At 51.0% G+C, this 19,684-nt stretch carries 18 protein-coding genes; 11 read left to right on the plus strand and 7 right to left on the minus strand.

Features of this window, described 5'->3' with window-relative positions:
- Window positions 1-131: 131 nt before the first annotated feature.
- Window positions 132-1,532 (minus strand): MBL fold metallo-hydrolase, encoded by a 1,401-nt coding sequence (locus BUE76_RS09180; protein WP_073042404.1) that lies wholly within the window; start codon window positions 1,530-1,532, stop codon window positions 132-134.
- Between the two features lie 381 nt (window positions 1,533-1,913).
- Window positions 1,914-2,420: a YdeI/OmpD-associated family protein gene (locus BUE76_RS09185; protein ID WP_073042402.1), complete on the minus strand. Its 507-nt coding sequence runs from the start codon at window positions 2,418-2,420 to the stop codon at window positions 1,914-1,916.
- 95 nt (window positions 2,421-2,515) lie between these two features.
- On the opposite strand from BUE76_RS09185, the gene BUE76_RS09190 reads away from it, so the two are divergent.
- On the plus strand, window positions 2,516-2,872 hold the full coding sequence (locus BUE76_RS09190) for a four helix bundle protein (RefSeq protein ID WP_073042400.1): 357 nt from the start codon (window positions 2,516-2,518) through the stop codon (window positions 2,870-2,872).
- A 42-nt stretch (window positions 2,873-2,914) separates the two neighbouring features.
- Here BUE76_RS09190 and BUE76_RS09195 read toward each other — a convergent pair whose 3' ends face one another.
- Together BUE76_RS09195 and BUE76_RS09200 are read right to left on the minus strand one after the other, a co-directional pair.
- A complete protein-coding gene (locus BUE76_RS09195) occupies window positions 2,915-4,210 on the minus strand; it encodes a hemolysin family protein (RefSeq protein ID WP_073042398.1) in 1,296 nt (431 codons plus the stop codon).
- Between the two features lie 100 nt (window positions 4,211-4,310).
- A complete protein-coding gene (locus BUE76_RS09200; protein ID WP_143157281.1) occupies window positions 4,311-4,916 on the minus strand; it encodes a phosphatase PAP2 family protein in 606 nt (201 codons plus the stop codon).
- Between the two features lie 196 nt (window positions 4,917-5,112).
- Here BUE76_RS09200 and BUE76_RS09205 point away from each other — a divergent pair, with 196 nt between their 5' ends.
- From BUE76_RS09205 to BUE76_RS09235, 7 genes are all read left to right on the plus strand, one after another.
- Window positions 5,113-7,077 carry an LTA synthase family protein gene (locus BUE76_RS09205; RefSeq protein ID WP_083596471.1) on the plus strand — a complete coding sequence of 655 codons (1,965 nt, stop codon included), beginning with the start codon at window positions 5,113-5,115 and terminating at the stop codon, window positions 7,075-7,077.
- A gap of 339 nt (window positions 7,078-7,416) precedes the next feature.
- A complete protein-coding gene (locus BUE76_RS09210) occupies window positions 7,417-8,208 on the plus strand; it encodes an STAS domain-containing protein (protein ID WP_245798338.1) in 792 nt (263 codons plus the stop codon).
- Window positions 8,209-8,223: 15 nt separating this feature from the next.
- Window positions 8,224-8,625, plus strand: coding sequence for an STAS domain-containing protein (locus tag BUE76_RS09215; protein WP_073042392.1), 402 nt, complete (start codon window positions 8,224-8,226; stop codon window positions 8,623-8,625).
- Window positions 8,606-9,019, plus strand: a complete 414-nt coding sequence (locus BUE76_RS09220) for an anti-sigma regulatory factor (RefSeq protein ID WP_073042389.1) — start codon at window positions 8,606-8,608, stop codon at window positions 9,017-9,019. Before BUE76_RS09215 ends, BUE76_RS09220 begins: the two co-directional genes overlap by 20 nt.
- Window positions 9,012-10,028 carry a SpoIIE family protein phosphatase gene (locus tag BUE76_RS09225; protein ID WP_073042387.1) on the plus strand — a complete coding sequence of 339 codons (1,017 nt, stop codon included), beginning with the start codon at window positions 9,012-9,014 and terminating at the stop codon, window positions 10,026-10,028. The genes BUE76_RS09220 and BUE76_RS09225 overlap by 8 nt, the downstream gene beginning before the upstream one ends.
- On the plus strand, window positions 10,025-11,677 hold the full coding sequence (locus tag BUE76_RS09230; RefSeq protein ID WP_083596470.1) for an ATP-binding protein: 1,653 nt from the start codon (window positions 10,025-10,027) through the stop codon (window positions 11,675-11,677). Before BUE76_RS09225 ends, BUE76_RS09230 begins: the two co-directional genes overlap by 4 nt.
- On the plus strand, window positions 11,667-12,083 hold the full coding sequence (locus tag BUE76_RS09235) for a response regulator (protein WP_073042385.1): 417 nt from the start codon (window positions 11,667-11,669) through the stop codon (window positions 12,081-12,083). The genes BUE76_RS09230 and BUE76_RS09235 overlap by 11 nt, the downstream gene beginning before the upstream one ends.
- 76 nt (window positions 12,084-12,159) lie before the next feature.
- Here the strand turns inward: BUE76_RS09235 and BUE76_RS09240 are convergent, their stop codons facing one another.
- Window positions 12,160-12,900 carry a class I SAM-dependent methyltransferase gene (locus BUE76_RS09240; protein ID WP_073042383.1) on the minus strand — a complete coding sequence of 247 codons (741 nt, stop codon included), beginning with the start codon at window positions 12,898-12,900 and terminating at the stop codon, window positions 12,160-12,162.
- Between the two features lie 112 nt (window positions 12,901-13,012).
- Between BUE76_RS09240 and glmM the strand changes: the two genes are divergently transcribed.
- Together glmM and BUE76_RS09250 are read left to right on the plus strand one after the other, a co-directional pair.
- Window positions 13,013-14,404 carry a phosphoglucosamine mutase gene (gene glmM, locus BUE76_RS09245; RefSeq protein WP_073042381.1) on the plus strand — a complete coding sequence of 464 codons (1,392 nt, stop codon included), beginning with the start codon at window positions 13,013-13,015 and terminating at the stop codon, window positions 14,402-14,404.
- 136 nt (window positions 14,405-14,540) lie between these two features.
- A complete protein-coding gene (locus BUE76_RS09250) occupies window positions 14,541-15,671 on the plus strand; it encodes a cysteine desulfurase family protein (protein ID WP_073042379.1) in 1,131 nt (376 codons plus the stop codon).
- A 271-nt stretch (window positions 15,672-15,942) separates the two neighbouring features.
- On the opposite strand, the gene BUE76_RS09255 is transcribed toward BUE76_RS09250, so the two are convergent.
- Both BUE76_RS09255 and BUE76_RS09260 read right to left on the minus strand, forming a co-directional pair.
- Window positions 15,943-16,926, minus strand: coding sequence for a helix-turn-helix transcriptional regulator (locus tag BUE76_RS09255; protein ID WP_073042377.1), 984 nt, complete (start codon window positions 16,924-16,926; stop codon window positions 15,943-15,945).
- Between the two features lie 9 nt (window positions 16,927-16,935).
- On the minus strand, window positions 16,936-17,157 hold the full coding sequence (locus BUE76_RS09260; RefSeq protein WP_073042375.1) for a PspC domain-containing protein: 222 nt from the start codon (window positions 17,155-17,157) through the stop codon (window positions 16,936-16,938).
- Window positions 17,158-17,314: 157 nt separating this feature from the next.
- Between BUE76_RS09260 and BUE76_RS09265 the strand changes: the two genes are divergently transcribed.
- Window positions 17,315-19,579 carry an aconitate hydratase gene (locus BUE76_RS09265; RefSeq protein ID WP_073042374.1) on the plus strand — a complete coding sequence of 755 codons (2,265 nt, stop codon included), beginning with the start codon at window positions 17,315-17,317 and terminating at the stop codon, window positions 19,577-19,579.
- Window positions 19,580-19,684: the final 105 nt, after the last annotated feature.

A 19,684-nucleotide genomic window follows, 5' to 3' on the forward strand; every position in this document is an offset into this window, starting at 1 on the left:
GCATGACAGCGCATAACAAGAACCGCCAGCAGGATAACTGCGGGTGGCTCTTGTTATTGAATTAAAATGCTTCACATAATTCTCATCACTCATTACTCATCACTGCTCACTCATCACTGCTCACTCATTCCTCATAATTCCACTTCCTCGTGGTGCCCCGGAATGGTGATGTGTTCATACCCTTTCCGGTGCAGTCTTTCGGCAAATTCTTTTTGCACTTCATGTTCGCCATGAACCAGGAAGATGGTTTTGATCTTTTCTGCATCCTGGCAGCCAAGGAAGCGTACCAGGTCGTCGGCATCGCCATGCGCGCTGAGGGAAGCCAGTTTGCCTACTTCCACAGATACGGCTGCGGCTTCGCCAAAAATCTCTACTTCTTTGGCGCCGCTTAGTAGTTGCCCGCCCAGCGATTGGGCGCCGCAATAGCCTGCCATCAGCACGGTGTTTTTTTCGTCGGCAAGGCAGCCGCCGATGTGGTGGCGTACCCGTCCGGCATCGGCCGTGCCTGAGGCAGAGATGATCACACAGGGTTCTTCAAGGTCCACCAGTTTACGGCTGTCTTCCACACTTTCCACGTAGTTGAGGCCTTCAAAGTGAAAAGGGTCATCGTCAATCTTCAGCACTTGCTGCAAACGGTCGTTGAAGTCATCGGTGTATTGCTTTATGGCTTCAGTTGCCTTCATGGAAAGGGGGCTATCTACATACACTTTTACTTCGGGAAGTCTTTTTTCCAGGCTCAGCTGGTTGAGGGCATACAGTATCTCCTGGGTGCGCCCCACACTAAAGGCCGGTATCACCAGCTTGCCGCCCTTCTTGGTACAGGTGGTTTTGATCCATCGTTGCAGATCGTCCACATGGCCTGCCGTAATATCGTGATAAGAATTACCATAAGTACTTTCCAGGATGATGTAGTCTGCCTGTGGAAATTCGGCAGGAGGTTGCAACAGCACCGAACGATAACGGCCCACATCACCGCTGAAGCAGATGGTAGTTTCTTTTGTGCCTTCTTTTACTTTCAGGTTTACGGCTGCCGAACCTACCAGGTGACCGGTATTGGTGAACAAAACTTCAACGTCTTCCAGTGGGCTGAACCACTCGTTATAACCTACCGTTTGCATCAATTGAATGGTGGTGGCCACATCGTCGGTGGTATACAGGGGTTCGTACAGCGGCCTGTCCTGAGCCTTGCGTTTTTTGTTGATCCAGTCGGCTTCGTATTGCTGGATCTCGGCGCTGTCGTGGAGGAGTATTTCTGTAAGGTCCTTAGTAGCCGGCGTGCACCAGATGGGGCCATTGAACCCTTCTTTGATCAGTTTGGGTAATAAACCGGTATGGTCAATATGTGCATGGGAAAGTATAACGCAATCAATGGTGTCGGGGCGGAAACCAAAACGTTCGTTCAGGTCGTCGGTTTGTTTACCCATGCCTTGAAACATGCCACAATCGAGTAAGATCTTTTTGCCATTTTCAAGGGTCAGGAGGTGCTTGGAGCCCGTAACAGTTTGGGCAGCACCGTGGAATGCAAGCTTCATATAGGTATTCCTTCTTCTTTTATCATCCCGGTTGGCGGGAGGAGCAAGAAAGCAGTGCATAATTTGTACCAGCTACAAAGGTTTATTGCACGCAAAAGATTTTTGCTCGCAAAGGCGCTAAGGAGCAAAGGGCAAAGGAAATTTAACGGAACGACGCAGCGGGGCCACGGTGCAACGGGGCATGCAAAGCCGCGGAGGCGCAAAGGGTTAAAGAGAAATGGATTTGTAATTCTTTAAGCACGGATGGTACAATAGGTTCCCTACAAGGATTGTGGTGGTACGACAAAAAACTTTGCGCCTTTGCGAGCAAAACTCCTTGCGCCATTGCAAGCAATAAACTTTGCGTCTTTGCTCCATAGCGCCTTTGCGTGAAAAACATCATCAAGCCTGCTTCTTGTTTTCCCTGATCATCGCGCCATAGTCCTGGTTCTTTGCCAGTGCCGTAATGGTTTGGGCAATACGTTTGGTGCGGGTGGTTTCTGTTTTGGTTTCTTCAATCCAGCGGCCATAGTATTGGCGGTGGGAAGGTGGCAGGGCAAAGAAATTGGCTTTGGCAAGCGGCTCGTCTTCCAGGCATTCCAGTAAATCTTCAGGCAAAGTAAGGGGCCTGGTGTCTTCTTCAAGTTGCAAAGAAATGGTACTGCCTACCGGTTGTTTCAGCTGTTTGCGCATGTTTGCATTGAGCACCAAAATAAAATCACCGCCACCCATCGGCATCAGTGCCACACTGTTTATGGTCACACTATTCAGCTTGCCTTTTACGCGAAAGCTTTTCCTGGTATCCGGCTTTATTTGCTGCGCAATTTCCTGCGGCACCAGTACATAGGTCCAGCCGGTTTTCTCACCCATTTGGCCAAACTTGTCGATGAGGGCAGAAAACGCAATCATGAGTGAGGAGTAATGAGTGATGAGTAATGAGTGGCTGAAAGGTAAGGCGTTGGTGGTATTGCAAAAAGTGGAATCAGGAATTATCTTAAGGTATTATGTTCCTCAAGCTTGCGCATACCAAAACGGAAGTCTTTGCTGTTTCAAAAAGCCTTGTTTTAGAAGTGTATAGAGTTTCGCGTGTTTTTCCACCAGAAGAGAGGTTTGCTTTGGTGCAACAGTTAAGGCGAGCTGTGGTATCGGTACAGCTCAATCTTGCGGAAGGATGTTCCCGAAGGTCGGCTGCTGAACGCAAACGGTATTATGAAGTTGCCCGGGGCTCGTTAATCGAGGTTGATACTGCTATTGGTATAGCATACGAACTGCAATACTGCACCCTTGAACAGATCCAGTCATTAGGCAACCTAATTGTTCGTACGTTCAAACAGCTTTGTGGCCTTATAAACAGTGTATGATTTTTAATTACTCATCATTCATCACTGATTACTCATTATTCATCACTCTTCACTCATCTCCTCCAGCATCTCCTGGCTGGGCGTTACCAGCACCTTATCGATGCGGTGGCCGTCCATATCCATGATCTCGAAAATAAAGTCGCGCCACTCCAACTTGTCGCCGGTTTGCGGAATGCGCTCCAGTTCATGCAGGATACAGCCGGCAAGGGTATCGTATTCCTGGTCTTCTTCCGAAAGCCACTCCGTTTTATCAAAGCGGTTGAGGAAGTTGTAAAAAGGGATTTGTGCGTCTACCAGGAAAGATCCGTCTTCGCGTTCCACGATGTCGTAATCTTCAATATCGGTTTCGGGCAGGTCGCCAACAATGGCTTCCAGGATATCGTTCAACGTGATCATGCCCTGCACCGAGCCATACTCGTCTACAATAAAACAGGAGTGCTGTTTCGATTCCTTGAACTTTTCCATTACCTGGTAGGCGGTGTTGTTCTCGGGTACAAACAGTGCGGGCTTCATCAGTTCCTTGAACTTGGTGAAGTCGTTGGCCACGTACAAGTCCTTGATGGAAACCATTCCCTTGATGTTATCGATCTCGCTATCGCAAATAGGGTAAATGGAGTGCGTATCGGCAATGATCTTTTCGCGGATGCGGGCCTCGGTATCTTCCATGTCGAACCAGATGATATCGCTGCGGTGGGTCATCAGCGAAGTGATGTTGCGGTCGCCGAGGTGAAATACCCGTTCGATGATCTCTTGCTCGGCCTCCTCGATGGCGCCGTGTTCGGTACCTTCCGAGATGATGGCCTTGATCTCCTCTTCGGTCACCTGGTTGTCGGATGCCTTGATGCGGAACAGCCGCACAAAGATGGTGCTCGACTTGCTCAGCAACCAGATGAAAGGGTAAGTGATGATGCTGAGTACCCGCATGGGTTTGGCCATGCGCTTGGCAATGGCTTCGGGCCGCGACATGCCCAGCCGCTTGGGTACCAGCTCACCCAGGATGAGGGAGAAATAGGTAACCACAATAACAATCAGGGTGGTGGCCAGCCCCTTGCTATAAGGCGCCAGTACCGGGAACCGGCCCAGGAAAGCGGTAAAATCGTCGGTGAGCTTTTCACCCGAATAGATACCGGTGAAGATGCCGATGAGGGTGATGCCTATTTGAACGGTGGATAAGAAGGTGTCGGGGTTATTGGCAAGATCCAAAGCATCCTTTGCGGCTTTGTTGCCTTTATTGGCCTGGGCCTCCAATCTTGCTTTACGGGCTGAAACCAGTGCTATTTCCGACATGGAAAAAAGCCCGTTGAGAATAAAGAGGCCCAGCAGTATGAAAATTTCCATTTAGGGGTTAATTGGTAAAGAAAAAGCTGGTAGCTACTAGCTTTTAGCTATTGGCTTGGTCAAAAAAGCTAACCGCCAATAGCTAACAGCCAATGGCTGCTTATGCCGCTAAGTTAATCGTTCCCGCCTTGCTTGTAAAAATGGTTGCAGTCAACAACCCTGCCATGATACCCAGCAGGCCGCCGCCGAGCACATCAAGCGGGTAGTGGACACCTACGTAAATCTGGGCATAGCCTACAAAAAAGGCCCAGGCGTAAAACAGGTAGATCCACTTCTTGAAAGTAGGGTACATGGTAACGGAAACAAAAGTGGCGATGCCGAAATGGTTGGCGGCATGATTGGAGGTAAAGCTGTACCCGCCGGAGCATTGTTTAACCAATAGCCGTACGTAGCGAAAAAAATCGGGGTCGGAGCAGGGGCGGAGCCGTTCAAAACCTTCCTTAAACACCCGGTGGCCAACCAGGTCGGTGATGGCCAGGGTGCACAGCAGGGTGATGCTCCACAGAAATCCCTTTTTGCCAAAATTGAGCAGCATAAAGCTGATCATGAGCAGGTACAAGGGCGCCCAAAAGGATGGATCGCGGAAATAAGGGAGTATGCTGTCGAAAAAAGCATTGGTCCAGCCGCTATTCAATTGCAGGAACAGGCGCTTGTCCAGCGCATCAATTTGTTGCCATATACTCAGGTACCATTCGGCTTGGGGCATGCGGCAAATGTAAGCCAATAGGAACCACTCATCGATATTGTGGTATGCTGAGCTGTAATTGGTGTTTCTTTGCGCGGAAATGAGCCGGAAGTCCGGAAAGACAGAAAAGTCAGTAAAGACCAGTCCTTTGAAGGAGGTTTCTACCCTTACTGCCGTCTTTCCGGACTTTTTGGACTTCTAACTTTCCTGACTACCCATGCTCCTCCGACTTAAAGTTCCAAAGACCCTCCAGTGGGTGGCCAATCTGTTGGGCATCTATGTGCTGATGTTTACCTTGTTCCGGCTGGTGACGCTTTTTGCCTTTGGCCCCGAAGAGCAGGGCTGGGATGGGCTGCTGCCGGCACTTTGGCTGGGGCTGCGCTACGACCTGCGCTGGATCAGCATCCTGCTGCTGCCCATTGTGGCGGGCAGCCTTTGGCCCCGCTATTCGCCTTTTCACTCGGTACGCAATACCCGGGCATGGACGGCCTACCTGGCCATGGCCACTTTTACCGTGATCTTTTTCTTTGCCGCCGACTTCGGCTGTTTTTCCTACAACAAAACCCGCCTCAATGCCTCGGCGCTCAACTTTGCCGAAGACCCCGGCATTTCGGCCGAAATGCTTTGGGAAAGCTATCCCATGGTGTGGCTGGTAGGCGCACTAGTAGTGGCGGTGCTCCTGCTCCGCTGGATGTTTCAACGCACCCATATTTATGTCATCAGCCGCACCGATGGCCTTAAAATTCCTTATCGGCGGGCGCCCTTTTTTGCCACCCTGGCGGCTTTGGGTTTTGCTGTTTATGGCAATGCGGGCCTCCAACCCCTTACCTGGAAGCAGGCTTTTGTGCTCCAGGATAGCTTTCGCTCTTACCTTGCCCTCAACCCATTGCAAAACTTTTTTACTACCCTCAAATTCCGCAAACCGCAATACAACGAAGCCGAAGCCCGCAAGGCCTTTCCGCTGGTTAAAGATTGGATGGGGCTGGACAAGGATGCGGTCAATTACCAGCGCAATGCGGCCGGCCACAACCCTCTGGGCACCAAAAGACCCAACGTGGTGCTGGTGCTGTGCGAGTCGTTCAGCATGTACAAAAGCTCCATGAGCAGCAACCCGCTGAACACCACGCCGTTTTTTGACTCCTTAAGGAAGCAGGGCGTGTTTTTTCAAAACTGCTTTACCCCGCATTTTTCCACCGCCCGCGGCTTGTTTGCCACCCTTACCGGTATTCCCGACGTACAGCTCTCCAAGTTCAGCACCCGCAACCCCGAGGCGCTGGACCAGCATACCATCGTCAATGATTTTTCGGGGTACCGGAAAATGTATTTCCTGGGTGGCAGCCCTTCTTTCAACAATTTCGAGGGGCTGGTACGCAATATCAAAGGTGTTGAACTGTACACCGAAGGAAAGTTCAGTGCAAAGCCGGTAAATGTTTGGGGTATTTCAGATAAGGACCTGTTCCTGGAGGCCAACGAAGTGCTGAAGCAAAACGCGGAACCGTTTTTTGCCATTATCCAAACGGCAGGCAACCACCGGCCCTTTGCCATTCCGGCGGCCGATACCCTGGCCTTTCCGGCAATCAAGGTGCATCCAGATACCCTGAAACGCTATGGTTTCGAATCGGAAGGTGAGTTCAATGCATTCCGGTATTCGGATTATTGTTTCCGCAAGTTCATGGAAGCCGCCCGAAAGGAAGCTTATTACGATAATACCCTATTTGTATTTGTTGGCGACCATGGCGTGTCGGGTAATGCCCGCAACCTCTATCCCGAAGTGTGGACCAGTGAGCGCCTGACCGACGAACACGTGCCCCTGCTGTTCCTTGCCCCCAGTTGGCTCAAGCCACAAACCCGTAGCGAGGTGGTATCGCAGGTAGACGTGCTGCCCACCATTGCGGGCCTTACCGGTACGCCTTACACCAATACTACTTTGGGCCGCGATGTGTTGCACAAAAACAAAAAGAACGATTATGCCTTTATCATCTACCACGATGAAGGGCAAATAGGACTGCTGACCAATGACTTCTATTTTACCAAAAACCTGAATTTTCCCAAAGAGGAAGTGCATAGTATTCATGGCCGTTTGGATATTCGGGAGGTGGATTCCATAAAAAGAACCTTGTCGCCCGTGGCAACGGCTTATTATGAAACGGCAAAATGGATGTTGTTGCACAATAAGAAATAGGGTTGCTTTTTGATTGAGCAGGTGCTTGCTTTTCGTTTTAAAAGTTATATAATTTATAATGCTAATGCTAATGCCTGTTGCTTCGTATGGAGTACCAGGCATTGTTGTATCTGGCTGGCTGGTCGCACTTGTTACAATGAGGCAGGAAAGATTATTGGACAGGATGATAGGTGGATATTCTTACACCGGTATAGGTATTATGCCTTGAGTTTAAGGTATATATTTGCTGCGTCTCAATGACACGCATCCTAACAACCCCCTAGCACCCCTCCCTCACACATGAAAGTTGAAATTTCAAAGCTTCTGCAGAAGAAAAGGAAGCAAATCCTGGAGCATTGGATGAATAATCAGTTGGCCAATGATAGTCTGCGCGATGACCTTTTGGGCAATGACGACCTCCGGGCACAATCGGAAGAACTCCTGGATGCCGTCGTAAAAACGGTTAACAACCAAAACCTTGAACACGGGTTATCTGCCGAATTTGACGATGTAACGGAAATACTGGCCGGTATTTCAATATCCCGGGCCCGCCAGGGTTTTTCGCCCCGTGATACGGGCATTTATATATTTGGTTTGAAAGACGCCCTGCTGAAAGTACTGCAGGACGAGATCAAGAACGACCCCCAAACTTTATATGACTTTACCCTGCGGATAAGCAAACTGGTGGACAGCTTTGGCATCACCACTTTTGAAACTTTTATCAAGGGAAGGGAGGAAGTGATCCTGCGCCAGACAGACGAAATATCGGAAATCTCTACCCCTGTTATCCGCGTTTGGGATGGCATCGTTGCTTTGCCCATTATCGGTACTTTGGACAGTGCCCGCACACAGGTAGTAATGGAAAACCTGTTGCAGCAAATAGTAGACACCGGTAGCAGCATTGCCATCCTTGATATTTCGGGTGTTCCTGCTGTTGATTCGCTGGTGGCACAACACCTGATTAAAACCGTTAGTGCCACCCGCCTGATGGGTGCCGAATGCATTATCAGCGGCATCCGTCCCGAAATTGCCCAAACGGTAGTGCACCTGGGCATTGATCTTTCCAACATTGTTACCAAGGCTTCGCTGGCGAGTGCGTTGAAGTATGCCTTTGCTATGATCAACCTGGAGGTACGAAAATCCCAAAAATAAAACAGCACCCTAATTATGGATAGGATACCGATCCTCCGGATGGGCAACTTTTTATTGGTAACCATCCAGGTGGATCTTTACGACCGCCTGGCCCTGAACCTGGAAAGTGACCTCGTGCAAATGGTAAGCAAAACCGGGGCTAGAGGCGTATTGATAGATATCTCAGCCCTGTCAATTGTTGATTCTTTTATGGGCCGCATCATCGGCAATATCGGCAGCATGAGCAAGATCATGGATGCCGAAACGGTGGTAGTGGGCATGCAACCAGCTGTTGCCATTACCCTGATCGAATTGGGCCTCGAACTCAAAGGCGTCAGCACGGCCCTTAATGTTGAAAAAGGCATGGCACTGTTACAACATAAAATTGGTTCTTCCGAGGACTTGGAGGAAGATCAGGATGATAGTAGTGTTGAATAAGGACAAGATGGTCATCCAGCGGGAGCAGGATGTGGTGCCCTTCCGCAACCGGGTAAAGGAGTATGCCGTAAAAATCGGGATGAGCCTGGTAAACCAGACCAAACTCATTACGGCAGCTTCCGAACTGGTGCGCAATATGCTGAAATATGGCGGCGGCGGCGAAGCCCTCATCGAAGCGGTAAGCAAGGGCCGCGAAAATGGCATCCGGCTGACCTTTTCCGACAAGGGGCCGGGCATCAAAGACATTCAGCAGGCAATGAAGGATGGTTTCTCCACGGGCAAAAGCCTTGGTTTGGGGCTTCCGGGTACCAAAAGGCTGGTCAGCGAATTTGATATCAAAAGCGCGGTGGGCAAGGGAACGACTGTGACAATCATAAAGTGGAAGAATGGTTAATGCTACGCACCTGCGCTTCAATGCTTCCGACCGGAGCTATTACGCCATCCTGAAAAAGGAGGTACATGCCCTTGGTGTAGTTGCCGGCCTGTCGGCAAGCCGCTTGGGCGAGCTGGATATTGTAGTAGCCGAAATGGTTTCCAATCTGGGTAAGCATGCAGTAGATGGTGAGCTGATGGCCCGTGTTATTGAAAACAAAACAGCCAGGGGCGTTGAAGTAATTTGCATGGACAAAGGCCCCGGCATGTCGGATGTAGCGCGGATGATGCAGGACGGCACCTCCACCAAGAATACTCTGGGGCAGGGGCTGGGTGCCATCCGCCGGCTGTCGGACAAATGCCAGGTGTTTTCCCAGAAGGGCTGGGGCACCATCCTCCTCAGCCGGATTTTCAATAAGCCGGCGCTGGCAGATACCCAATTGGAAAGGGTAGAGGTGCAATCCCTGCTGCTGCCCAAACCGGGCGAAACAGAATGCGGCGACGGGTTTTATTTTAAGCAATCCAAAGATCAGATAAAGCTTTTCCTGGGCGATGGCCTTGGGCATGGAAAAGAGGCCGCCCTTGCTGCGCGAACGGCTATCGATGCATTTAAGCTTTGCGCAGAGGAAAGCCCCGTGGAAAATATCCGGTACATCAATAGTTCGGTTAAACGCACCAGGGGGCTGGTGGGAACCCTTGCTTTTTTGAATTTGAAAGAGCGCACCTGGAAAATTGCCGGTGTGGGCAATATCATGAGCCGTTTTTACAGTATGAGTCAACAAAGGGTGCACAGCCCTTATAATGGCATCATCGGGCTCAATATTCCCAACACCATGAAGGACCAGGAGATTCCCTACGAGCCCGGACAACTGCTGCTGATGTGCAGCGACGGCCTGCGTTCCAAGTGGGACCTTGCGCGTTTTCCAGGCATTTTGCGGTACGATCTTGGCGTGCTGAACACAGCCCTGCTCAAGGATTTTGCCCGCAACACGGATGATATGTCAATTGTGAGTTGTAAAATAACACTATGAAATCCCAGGAGTTGGCAAGGGTGACCTTGCAAAACGAAATGGACCTGATACTGGCCCACAAGCGCTCGATGAAGCTTGCTGAACTGGCGGGCCTTACCCTTTCGGCACAAACCACCTTTGCCACTGCGGTGTCCGAAGTGTCGCGCAGTACCATCGAACATGGTAAGAACGGCTGCCTGGTGTTGGGTGTTACCGGCGGGCAGAAGGATAAATACCTGATTGCCCGCGTAATTGATGAAAAGGATTTGTCGCACCACCCCAACGAAGGCCTTGAATATGCCAAGCGGCTGGTGAACAAGTACAATATCTCTACTTCAGGCACGGAGTCTTCCATCGAGTTGTTTTACTATATACCCAATGGCAGTAAATTAAGCATCAACCAACTGGACGACTGGCGTTCTATTTTCCGCAACGAGCAGGCAGTTTCGCCTTACGAGGAAATAAAACAAAAGAATGACCAGTTGCAGAAACTGGCGCAAAAGCTCCAGGAAAGCGAAAGCCAGTACCGGACGCTTACCAATGCGCTTCCCATCATTATTTTTTCCCTCAACGATAAAGGCGAACTGATTTATGCCAACGAATGGCTGAAGCGTTTTACGGGATTCTCCGCGACGCAGCTCAACGAGTCAAAATGGCGCGAGGTAATCCATCCCGATGATTACGATGCTTTCTCCGTGATCCTGTCGCATAAGCTGTCCATGGGGGCTTCCACCATTCGTACCCAGTGCCGGCTGCGGCACAAGGGCGAGGAAGATTATTACTGGCACCTGGCTTCCGTGTCGCCGCTGTACGATGAAGGCGGCAAGCTGTTGAACTGGATCGGCTATATCGTCGATATCAATGCCCAAAAGCTGGTAGAAGAAACCCTCAAAGACAACCGGGAACTAAAGGCGGTGCAACAGCAGCTGCGCGAGCACCAAGTTGCCCTCGAAGAAAATATTGCCGAACTGAACCGGAGCAACCAGGAACTCCAGCAGTTTGCTTATGTGGCTTCCCACGACCTGCAGGAGCCTACCCGAAAAATCAGCTTTTTCAGCGATTATCTGCTCAGCCGCTACTCGGAGGTGATTGACCAAAAAGGTAGGGGGCACCTCCACAGCATGCAGTCGGCAGCCCAGCGGATGCGTTCGCTGATCCACGACCTGCTTTCCTTTTCGCAGGTGGAAGGTAAACGCATCGATTTCAAACCCGTGAACCTGGAAGGGGTGCTGCATTTTGTGCAGCAAAGCCTGGAGGTGACCATCCAGGAAAAAGGCGCCGTTCTGGAAATCGGGTCCCTACCTATGGTGAGGGGTGATGAGGGTATGTTGATTCAGATGTTCGAAAATCTTGTGGGTAATGCCCTCAAGTATGCCAAAGACGATGAAGCGCCCTACATTCATATTGAGGGCCAGCAAAGCCAGGGCCGTATAGAACTGCGGGTGCAGGATAACGGCATTGGCTTTGATGAAAAATATTTGACCCAGATGTTTGCCCTTTTCCAGCGGCTGCACTCATCCAACAGGTATAAGGGCACCGGGCTGGGATTAGCTATTTGTAAAAAGATTGTATTGCTGCATGGTGGCACTATTACCGCCCGGAGCACCCCGGGTGCAGGCGCCACCTTTATTATTTCATTGCCTACCGAAATCGAAGAACATGCAAGTTGATGACCGTGCCATACTGATGGTGGATGACGACCTTGAAGACCGATCCCTGCTGCAGGATACCTTTGAACAGCTGAACCTCGGCAACCGTATTGGTTTTGCGGAAAATGGTGAAGACGCCATCAGGTACCTGAAAAACTGCGAAGAGCAGCAAAAGCTTCCCCGCTTAATTGTCCTCGACCTCAATATGCCTAAGCTGAATGGCAGGCAAACCCTTGAGATGATAAAATCTACCCCCGGTTGGGAAGGGATTACCGTGGTGATTTATTCCACCTCCTTGAATCCAAAAGAAAGGGATGAGTGCCTGGCCAAAGGAGCACATTCTTTCGTCATCAAACCCATTACCTACCAGCAGTCGCTGGATACGGCCCGGCTGTTTTTCGACCTTAGTCAATCCGTTTTTGGATAGGGTTTGTGGCTGTTCCGCGCAGTCCTTTCTCAGTAGCAACTTATAATTAAGATAGGAGCATAGCATTCCGGTGTTGTCATTGCTTTTGTGCCAAAACAATCATCCTCGGGGTTTTGCGCACATCGTATCCATTTAGGTCATAATCACCAAATACTTCGGTTACCTGTAAGCCCTGGAAAGAAAGCATATCGGTAAAATCGCCAAGGGAAAACTTGGCTACTTTTTCAGTGTACGCCAGCGGCCCGGAAAGGGAAGGGGCGTTAACGGTGATCTTTTTAAAGAAATGTTCTTCATCGTGCCAGCGGTGGATATCGTACACCACATCTCCAATGGTCTTTTCCTCGTTGTGCACCAGGTGATCCTCTACATAGTGTGCGTTGAGGTAATCGAACACCACGGTGCCGCCCTTTTTTAGCGAAGCCGCAATGGTACGCATGGCATCATCGTGTTCGCGACGGGTAGGAAAATAGCCGAAAGAAGTAAAGAAGTTGAAGGCGTAGTCGAAATAGTTGATCCAAAAAGGCAGGCGCATGTCGTGCACATAAAAGTGCAGGTTATCCTTTTCCTGCCGGGAGGCTTCGGCAATACTGTCGGGGGCAATATCAATTCCGGTTACATCAAAACCTGCTTCGGCCAGCAGGCGGCTGTGGCGGCCCTTGCCGCAGGCCACGTCCAGCATCAGGCTGCCGGCGGCGGGCTGCAGGTGCTGCAACAGATTGGTTACCAAACGGCTTGCTTCCCCTGCATCGCGGCCGAAATACAGCTGGTGATAAAAGGGCGAATTAAACCATTGTTTATACCACTCGTTTGCAGCCATTTATCTCGGGTTTTTGCAAAAGTATGGGCTGCTGTGGACAAGTGCCCCTTTTTTAACTGGCCGGGTACGGGGGTAAAAACGTATTTTTGCCACCCAAAAATTTCATTTCTACGTGGCACTGATTAAGAGCATTTCCGGTATCAGAGGAACGATTGGCGGCAAGCCCGGCGACACCCTTTCTCCCATCGATGTGGTAAAATTCACCGCCGCCTTTGGCAGCATCCTGGTGGAAACCAATCCCGACAAAAGCCAACCGGTAAAGGTGGTGATTGGCCGCGACGGCCGTATCAGTGGCGACATGGTGAGCGGCCTGGTGATCAATACCCTCATTGGCCTGGGCATAGAAGTGCTGAACCTGGGTTACAGCACAACCCCCACGGTGGAAATTGCCACCAAGGCCGAAGGCGCCAACGGCGGCATCATCCTCACTGCCAGCCACAACCCCAAGGAATGGAATGCGCTGAAGCTGCTGAACAGCGAAGGCGAATTTATTTCCGCCGAAGTAGGCACCGAACTGCTGCGTCGTGCAGACAGCGGGGAAATCGTTTTTGCTTCGGTTGAAAAACTGGGTAAGGTTACTACCGACGATACTTACCTGCAAAAGCACATCGACCTGGTATTGCAATACCCCCTCACCAACCGGGAGGCTATTGCTGCAAAGAACTACAAAGTGGTGGTGGATTGCATCAACTCCACCGGAGCACTCATCGTGCCCCAACTGCTCCATGCGCTGGGTATTGAAAACGTGATTGTGCTGCATGGCGACAACTCAGGCCGTTTTGTACACAACCCCGAGCCCCTGCCGCAGCACCTTTCGGCACTGAGCACCGAGGTGGTGAAGCAAAATGCCGACTTCGGTATTGCCGTTGACCCCGATGTTGACCGCCTTTGTTTTGTATGCGAGGACGGCAGCATGTTTGGCGAGGAGTACACCCTGGTGGCGGTTGCCGATTATATCCTGCAAAATAGGGTAGGCAATACCGTGAGCAATATGAGCAGCACCAAGGCGCTTAAGGAAATTACCATTAAGAATGGTGGCGAGTACTTCCCTTCGGCAGTGGGAGAGGTGAACGTGGTAAAGAAAATGAAAGAAGTGAACGCCGTGATTGGCGGCGAAGGCAACGGTGGCATCATCGTTCCCGATTTCCATTATGGCCGCGATGCCCTGATTGGCATTGCGCTCTTCCTGTCGCATTTTGCCAATTTTAAAAAAGGCCTCAAGTCTTTCCGCCGCAACTACCCCGATTATTTTATTTCCAAAAACAAGATCGAGCTGGAGAACGGCCTGAACGTGCAGCTGATCTTTGATAAGATTCAAACAAAGTACAAGAATAATCCCATCAACACCGAAGACGGTCTGAAGATCGAGTTCGATACCGATTGGGTGCACCTGCGTACTTCCAATACCGAACCCATTATCCGCATCTATGCCGAAAGCTCATTTGAGACCACGGCGAATAATATTGCCAACAGGCTGATGCAGGATATCAGGGAGGCCATCTGATGGCTTCAGGCTACTAGCTGTTAGCTGCTGGCTACTAGCTTTTCTTAATCATAACGAATGTTGCTGCAAGCCGTGAACTTTTAATGCAAAGGTTTACGGCTTGCAGCCTGCAGCTAACAGCTTGTAGCTCTTCCCCATGAACCGTATATACCTCGACAACGCCGCCACCACCCCCCTCGACCCGCAGGTGCTGGAGGCTATGATGCCCTACCTGCAAAATCATTTTGGCAATCCTTCTTCCATCTACTCTTATGGCCGCGAAACAAGGCTGGCCATTGAAAATGCCCGCAAGGCGGTAGCCAAAATGCTGGGTGCCCATCCCGGTGAGATCTTTTTTACCAGTGGTGGCACGGAAAGCAACAATACCGCTATTGCTGCTTCCATCCGCGACCTGGGTGTGCGGCATATCATTACCTCGGCTATCGAGCACCATGCGGTGTTGCATACGGTGGAGCACTTTGCACAGGGCGGATCTGTTTCCTTAAGTTTCGTGCAACTGAATGGAGATGGCAGCGTAAACCTGGCCGACCTGGAGGCACAACTGGCAAAGCAAAAAGAAGCAGCCGTACCAACGCTGGTATCGCTGATGCATGCCAATAATGAAGTAGGCGTGTTGCTGCCCATTGAGGAAGTAGGCAAGTTGTGCGAGCAGTATGGCGCTTATTTCCATTCCGATTGTGTGCAGACTGTTGGGCACTATCCCATCAACCTCGATAAGCTATTTGTACATTTTATCTCGGGTGCCGGCCACAAGTTTCACGGGCCTAAAGGTGTGGGTATCCTGTATGTAAGCGACCGGGTACGCATCAAACCCTTCATCTTTGGCGGTGGCCAGGAACGCAACATGCGGGCCGGCACCGAGAACGTGTATGGGATCGTTGGCTTTGCCAAGGCACTGGAGTTGGCCATGGCCCATTATGAAAAGGACAGCCAATACATTCGGGAGCTGAAGCAATACATGATGGAGCAACTGCAAGCCCATGTTCCCGGTGTATCGTTCAACTGTACCGCCAATGGCCTGTATACCGTGCTAAGCGCTTCTTTCCCGAAAACGGAAAAGGCGGAGTTCCTGTTATTCAACATGGACATCAACAATATCTGCGTATCGGGTGGCAGCGCCTGCAGCAGCGGCGCCAGCGTGGGTTCGCATGTGATTGCTGCGCTTCATCCCGGCGATGAAAAGGTGACCGTGCGTTTTTCTTTTTCGAAGTTCAACACGAAGGAGGAGATTGACCAGGTAATCGATCAATTAAAGAAGCTTCTTTAAAAATTATACCCCCTGTCCCCCTGAAAGGCGAGCTTAGGTCAAACATCCTTTTAAACAACAAAGCCACTCTGTGCGGAGTGGCTTTGTTGTTTGGGAGGTTCATTATTTACTTTGGACATAATGGGAACACGGATGGGACGGATGAATACGGAAATCTGTTCCAATCTCTTTCATCCGTGTTCCCATCAATACTGTAAGCTTAATTGCGTTTGGCAAAACTATCGGCCTCGCCGGCCTAAGTTCCCCCTTCAGGGAGACAGGGGGCTGTATTTTACTTCCCTTCTTTCAGCACCTCACTGGGCAGTTTGCCAAACTCTTTTTTAAATGCCAGCGTGAAATTGCTCAAATTGGAATAGCCAAGGGTATACCCCACATCCTTGATGGAGTAGTTGCCGGAGATCAGCAGTTGCCGTGCTTTTTGCATCCTGTTCTTTTGATAGTACTCATAAGGGGGCAGGCCAAATACGGTTTTGAACACTTTTTTGAGCTTGCTTTCGCTCATGGCAAACTGCCGGCTCATTTCGCGGATGGTGGGGGGGAGCACCGTCACATCGGTGGTAAGGAGGGATTCTATCTTGCGGGCCGCAAGGATATCGGTGCGGCTGAGGGGCTTGGCGCCGGGATGCAGTTGCATTTCCTTGTACAGCCAGTCAAAGAATATTTCCACCATCCGCAACACCCTGTTCTGGAAAGCCAGCAGCGTCAGCGATTGATCGGAGAGCAGGTCCAGCACAATGGTGCGGGTTTCCAGGTCAATCATTTTCTGCCAGATGCCATTTGTTTTCAGCCGGATGTATTGTTCCAGTACATCTTCTTTTTCCGATATCTGCAGGTATTGCTTCAACCAGGCTACAGGCAAGAAGATACGGATGCCTTTTACCGGTACTTCTTTTTGCAGCAGGCTGTCCATTTCAAATAGCGAAGAGGTAAGGTAGAGATAGCTGTTGCGGTGTTCTTCGGTACTGAAGGTTTCATCGTTGATGGAAAGGCGCACCCCTGTGAGGCTGGAAATCTCATCGTAGTTGAGGGTGTAAAATTCGGAACCATCCTTTTCCCTTTTCAGCAACAGGTCCTTGTACAGGGTCATGTTGTACACCAGGGCGTCAATTCCATTGAAGGAGTAGGCTTTCATAAAGCCTTCGCCCAGGCTGTCGGGCAGCCTTAGCTCGTGGTTGGTGGTAGCGATGCCCAAAAAGCGGGCAAAGCCCTCCAGAAAATTGTGGTAAGAGCTTAGCTTATAGGTAAAGGTGGTCATTGGGTGGGTTTATAAGTAGCGCAAGGGATTCCTGCGCGCTGCCAGCATATACCGCTTGATGTTCATCCAGAAGGCCAGCACCATATATACAATGATGGGTGAGCCAAGGGTGAGAAAGGAAATGTACATGAACCACATCCGGATACGGCTGGTGGCTATACCCATCTTTTCGCCAACAGCAGCACACACGCCAAAGGCCTGCCATTCGATAAAGGTTTTGAGCCGGTTCATAATGCTAATTTAGTTTTTTTTTGATGTTTACAACAGCGCTAATGGGTCGGAAAACAATGCCTGCTTTTTGTTACATTTGCCCCACTTTAAAACTACCCGGGCATTTCGCTGCAAACTCAATGCCTGTCTATTTTCTAACGCATAAACAAGGACCGTCATGCTTTTTGACCTGGATCTGATCAAGAAAGTCTACTCCGACCTGCCGTCGAAGGTGCACGCCGCCCGCCAGCTGCTGAACAGGCCGCTGACACTGGCAGAAAAAATTCTGTACGCACACGCCTATAAACCCGCTACCCAGGCTTTTGAGCGGGGTAAAGACTATGTAGACTTTGCTCCGGATCGCGTAGCCATGCAGGATGCCACCGCACAGATGGCCCTGTTGCAGTTTGATACCTGCGGCCGCGACCGCGTGGCGGTACCTTCTACCGTACACTGCGATCACCTGATCCAGGCCAAGGTGGGTGCTACCACCGACCTGCAGGCTGCCATCGACACCAACCGCGAGGTGTACGACTTCCTGTCTTCTATTTCCAATAAATACGGTATCGGATTCTGGAAACCCGGCGCTGGTATCATCCACCAGGTGGTACTTGAAAACTATGCTTTCCCCGGCGGTATGATGATCGGTACCGATTCGCACACCCCCAACGCCGGCGGCCTCGGTATGATTGCCATTGGTGTAGGTGGTGCCGATGCGGTGGACGTAATGGCCGGACTGCCCTGGGAGCTTAAAATGCCCAAGCTGATTGGTGTAAAACTGACCGGCAAAATGAGCGGCTGGACCTCTGCAAAAGACGTAATCCTGAAAGTGGCTGGTATCCTCACCGTAAAAGGTGGTACCGGTGCCATTGTTGAATATTTTGGCGAGGGCGCCGACAGCCTGAGCTGTACCGGTAAAGCAACCATTTGTAACATGGGTGCTGAAATTGGTGCTACCTGCTCGCTGTTTGCCTACGACCAAAAAATGGCCGACTACCTGAAAGTTACCGGCCGTGCTGAAGTAGCTGCTGCTGCCGACGAAGTACGCGAACACCTGCGTCCCGACGCTGAGGTTTATGCTGATGCTGCCAAATACTACGACCAGCTGATCGAGATCAACCTCGACGAACTGGAGCCTTATGTAAACGGACCTTTCACGCCTGACCTGGCTACCCCCATTTCGCAGATGGCTGCTGCCGTTGCCGAAAATGGCTGGCCCGATGCGGTAGAGGTTGCCCTGATCGGTTCCTGCACCAACTCTTCTTACGAAGACATCAGCCGCTCGGCTTCCATTGCCGCTCAGGCAAAAGCCAAAGGCCTGAAAACCGCCAGCGAGTTCACCATTACCCCCGGTTCGGAAGTGGTACGCTATACCATTGAAAAAGATGGTTACCTGGGTACCTTCGACCAGATTGGTGGCGTGGTAATGGCCAACGCCTGCGGTCCCTGCATCGGCCAGTGGGCCCGTCATATCGACGACCCCAGCCGCAAGAACACCATCGTTACTTCTTTCAACCGCAACTTTGCCAAGCGCAACGACGGTCTGGCTTCTACCCACGCTTTCGTGGCTTCGCCTGAAATCGTTACCGCTTACGCCATTGCCGGCCGCCTGTCGTTCAACCCCCTTACCGATAAACTGGTGAACGAAGCAGGTGAAGAGGTAATGCTGGACGAACCCAGTGGTTTTGAACTGCCGCCCCAGGGCTTCTCTGTTGAGGATCCCGGTTACCAGGCGCCTGCCGAAAGCGGTGAAGGTGTGGAAGTGGCGGTAAGCCCCGAAAGCACCCGCCTCCAGCTGTTGTCGCCTTTCCCCGCCTGGGAAGGTACCGACCTGAAAGGGCTGAAGCTGCTGATCAAGGCTAAAGGCAAGTGCACTACCGACCACATCTCCATGGCTGGTCCCTGGCTGAAGTTCCGTGGTCACCTGGATAATATTTCCAACAACATGCTCATCGGTGCCGTTAACTATTTCAATGGCCAGACCGACAGCGTGAAGAATAGCCTGACCGGCGAATACGGTACCGTGCCTGGCACCCAGCGTGCTTACAAGGCAGCTGGCCTTGGTTCGGTAGTGGTAGGTGATGAGAACTATGGTGAAGGCTCCAGCCGCGAACACGCTGCCATGGAACCCCGCCACCTCGGGGTACGTGCCATCCTAGTAAAAAGCTTTGCCCGGATCCACGAAACCAACCTGAAAAAGCAGGGTATGCTGGGCTTGACCTTTGCCAACAAGGAAGACTACGAGAAAGTACAGGAAGACGATACCATCGACATCCTGGGCCTGACCGAGTTTGCTCCCGGCAAGCAGCTCACCGTGGTACTGACCCACAAGGACGGTACTACCGACAGCTTCCCTGTGAACCACACCTACAACCTGCAGCAGATCGAATGGTTTAAGGCCGGCTCGGCGCTGAACCTGATCCGCAGGCAGTTTGGTAAGTAATCAGGATAAACCTATAAGGTTTTAAAAACCTTATAGGTTTTCTAAAATAGCAAGGCCGCACATGAATCATGTGCGGCCTTTTTGTTTTCTAAACCTCGGGGGGCC

This window comes from Cnuella takakiae (genome assembly GCF_001953305.1).
Classification (GTDB): domain Bacteria; phylum Bacteroidota; class Bacteroidia; order Chitinophagales; family Chitinophagaceae; genus Flavisolibacter; species Flavisolibacter takakiae.

What these genes read in the sequence shown, in the direction of transcription:
- BUE76_RS09235 (WP_073042385.1), top strand. Translation starts at nt 11,667, where the DNA reads ATGCAAGTTGATGACCGTGCCATACTGATGGTGGATGACGACCTTGAA.
- BUE76_RS09265 (WP_073042374.1), top strand. Translation starts at nt 17,315, where the DNA reads ATGCTTTTTGACCTGGATCTGATCAAGAAAGTCTACTCCGACCTGCCG.
- BUE76_RS09230 (WP_083596470.1), top strand. Translation starts at nt 10,025, where the DNA reads ATGAAATCCCAGGAGTTGGCAAGGGTGACCTTGCAAAACGAAATGGAC.
- BUE76_RS09210 (WP_245798338.1), top strand. Translation starts at nt 7,417, where the DNA reads ATGAATAATCAGTTGGCCAATGATAGTCTGCGCGATGACCTTTTGGGC.
- BUE76_RS09195 (WP_073042398.1), bottom strand. Translation starts at nt 4,210, where the DNA reads ATGGAAATTTTCATACTGCTGGGCCTCTTTATTCTCAACGGGCTTTTT.
- BUE76_RS09190 (WP_073042400.1), top strand. Translation starts at nt 2,516, where the DNA reads ATGTTCCTCAAGCTTGCGCATACCAAAACGGAAGTCTTTGCTGTTTCA.
- BUE76_RS09205 (WP_083596471.1), top strand. Translation starts at nt 5,113, where the DNA reads ATGCTCCTCCGACTTAAAGTTCCAAAGACCCTCCAGTGGGTGGCCAAT.
- BUE76_RS09225 (WP_073042387.1), top strand. Translation starts at nt 9,012, where the DNA reads ATGGTTAATGCTACGCACCTGCGCTTCAATGCTTCCGACCGGAGCTAT.
- BUE76_RS09240 (WP_073042383.1), bottom strand. Translation starts at nt 12,900, where the DNA reads ATGGCTGCAAACGAGTGGTATAAACAATGGTTTAATTCGCCCTTTTAT.
- BUE76_RS09260 (WP_073042375.1), bottom strand. Translation starts at nt 17,157, where the DNA reads ATGAACCGGCTCAAAACCTTTATCGAATGGCAGGCCTTTGGCGTGTGT.
- BUE76_RS09220 (WP_073042389.1), top strand. Translation starts at nt 8,606, where the DNA reads ATGATAGTAGTGTTGAATAAGGACAAGATGGTCATCCAGCGGGAGCAG.
- BUE76_RS09255 (WP_073042377.1), bottom strand. Translation starts at nt 16,926, where the DNA reads ATGACCACCTTTACCTATAAGCTAAGCTCTTACCACAATTTTCTGGAG.
- BUE76_RS09215 (WP_073042392.1), top strand. Translation starts at nt 8,224, where the DNA reads ATGGATAGGATACCGATCCTCCGGATGGGCAACTTTTTATTGGTAACC.
- BUE76_RS09180 (WP_073042404.1), bottom strand. Translation starts at nt 1,532, where the DNA reads ATGAAGCTTGCATTCCACGGTGCTGCCCAAACTGTTACGGGCTCCAAG.
- BUE76_RS09185 (WP_073042402.1), bottom strand. Translation starts at nt 2,420, where the DNA reads ATGATTGCGTTTTCTGCCCTCATCGACAAGTTTGGCCAAATGGGTGAG.
- BUE76_RS09200 (WP_143157281.1), bottom strand. Translation starts at nt 4,916, where the DNA reads ATGCCCCAAGCCGAATGGTACCTGAGTATATGGCAACAAATTGATGCG.
- BUE76_RS09250 (WP_073042379.1), top strand. Translation starts at nt 14,541, where the DNA reads ATGAACCGTATATACCTCGACAACGCCGCCACCACCCCCCTCGACCCG.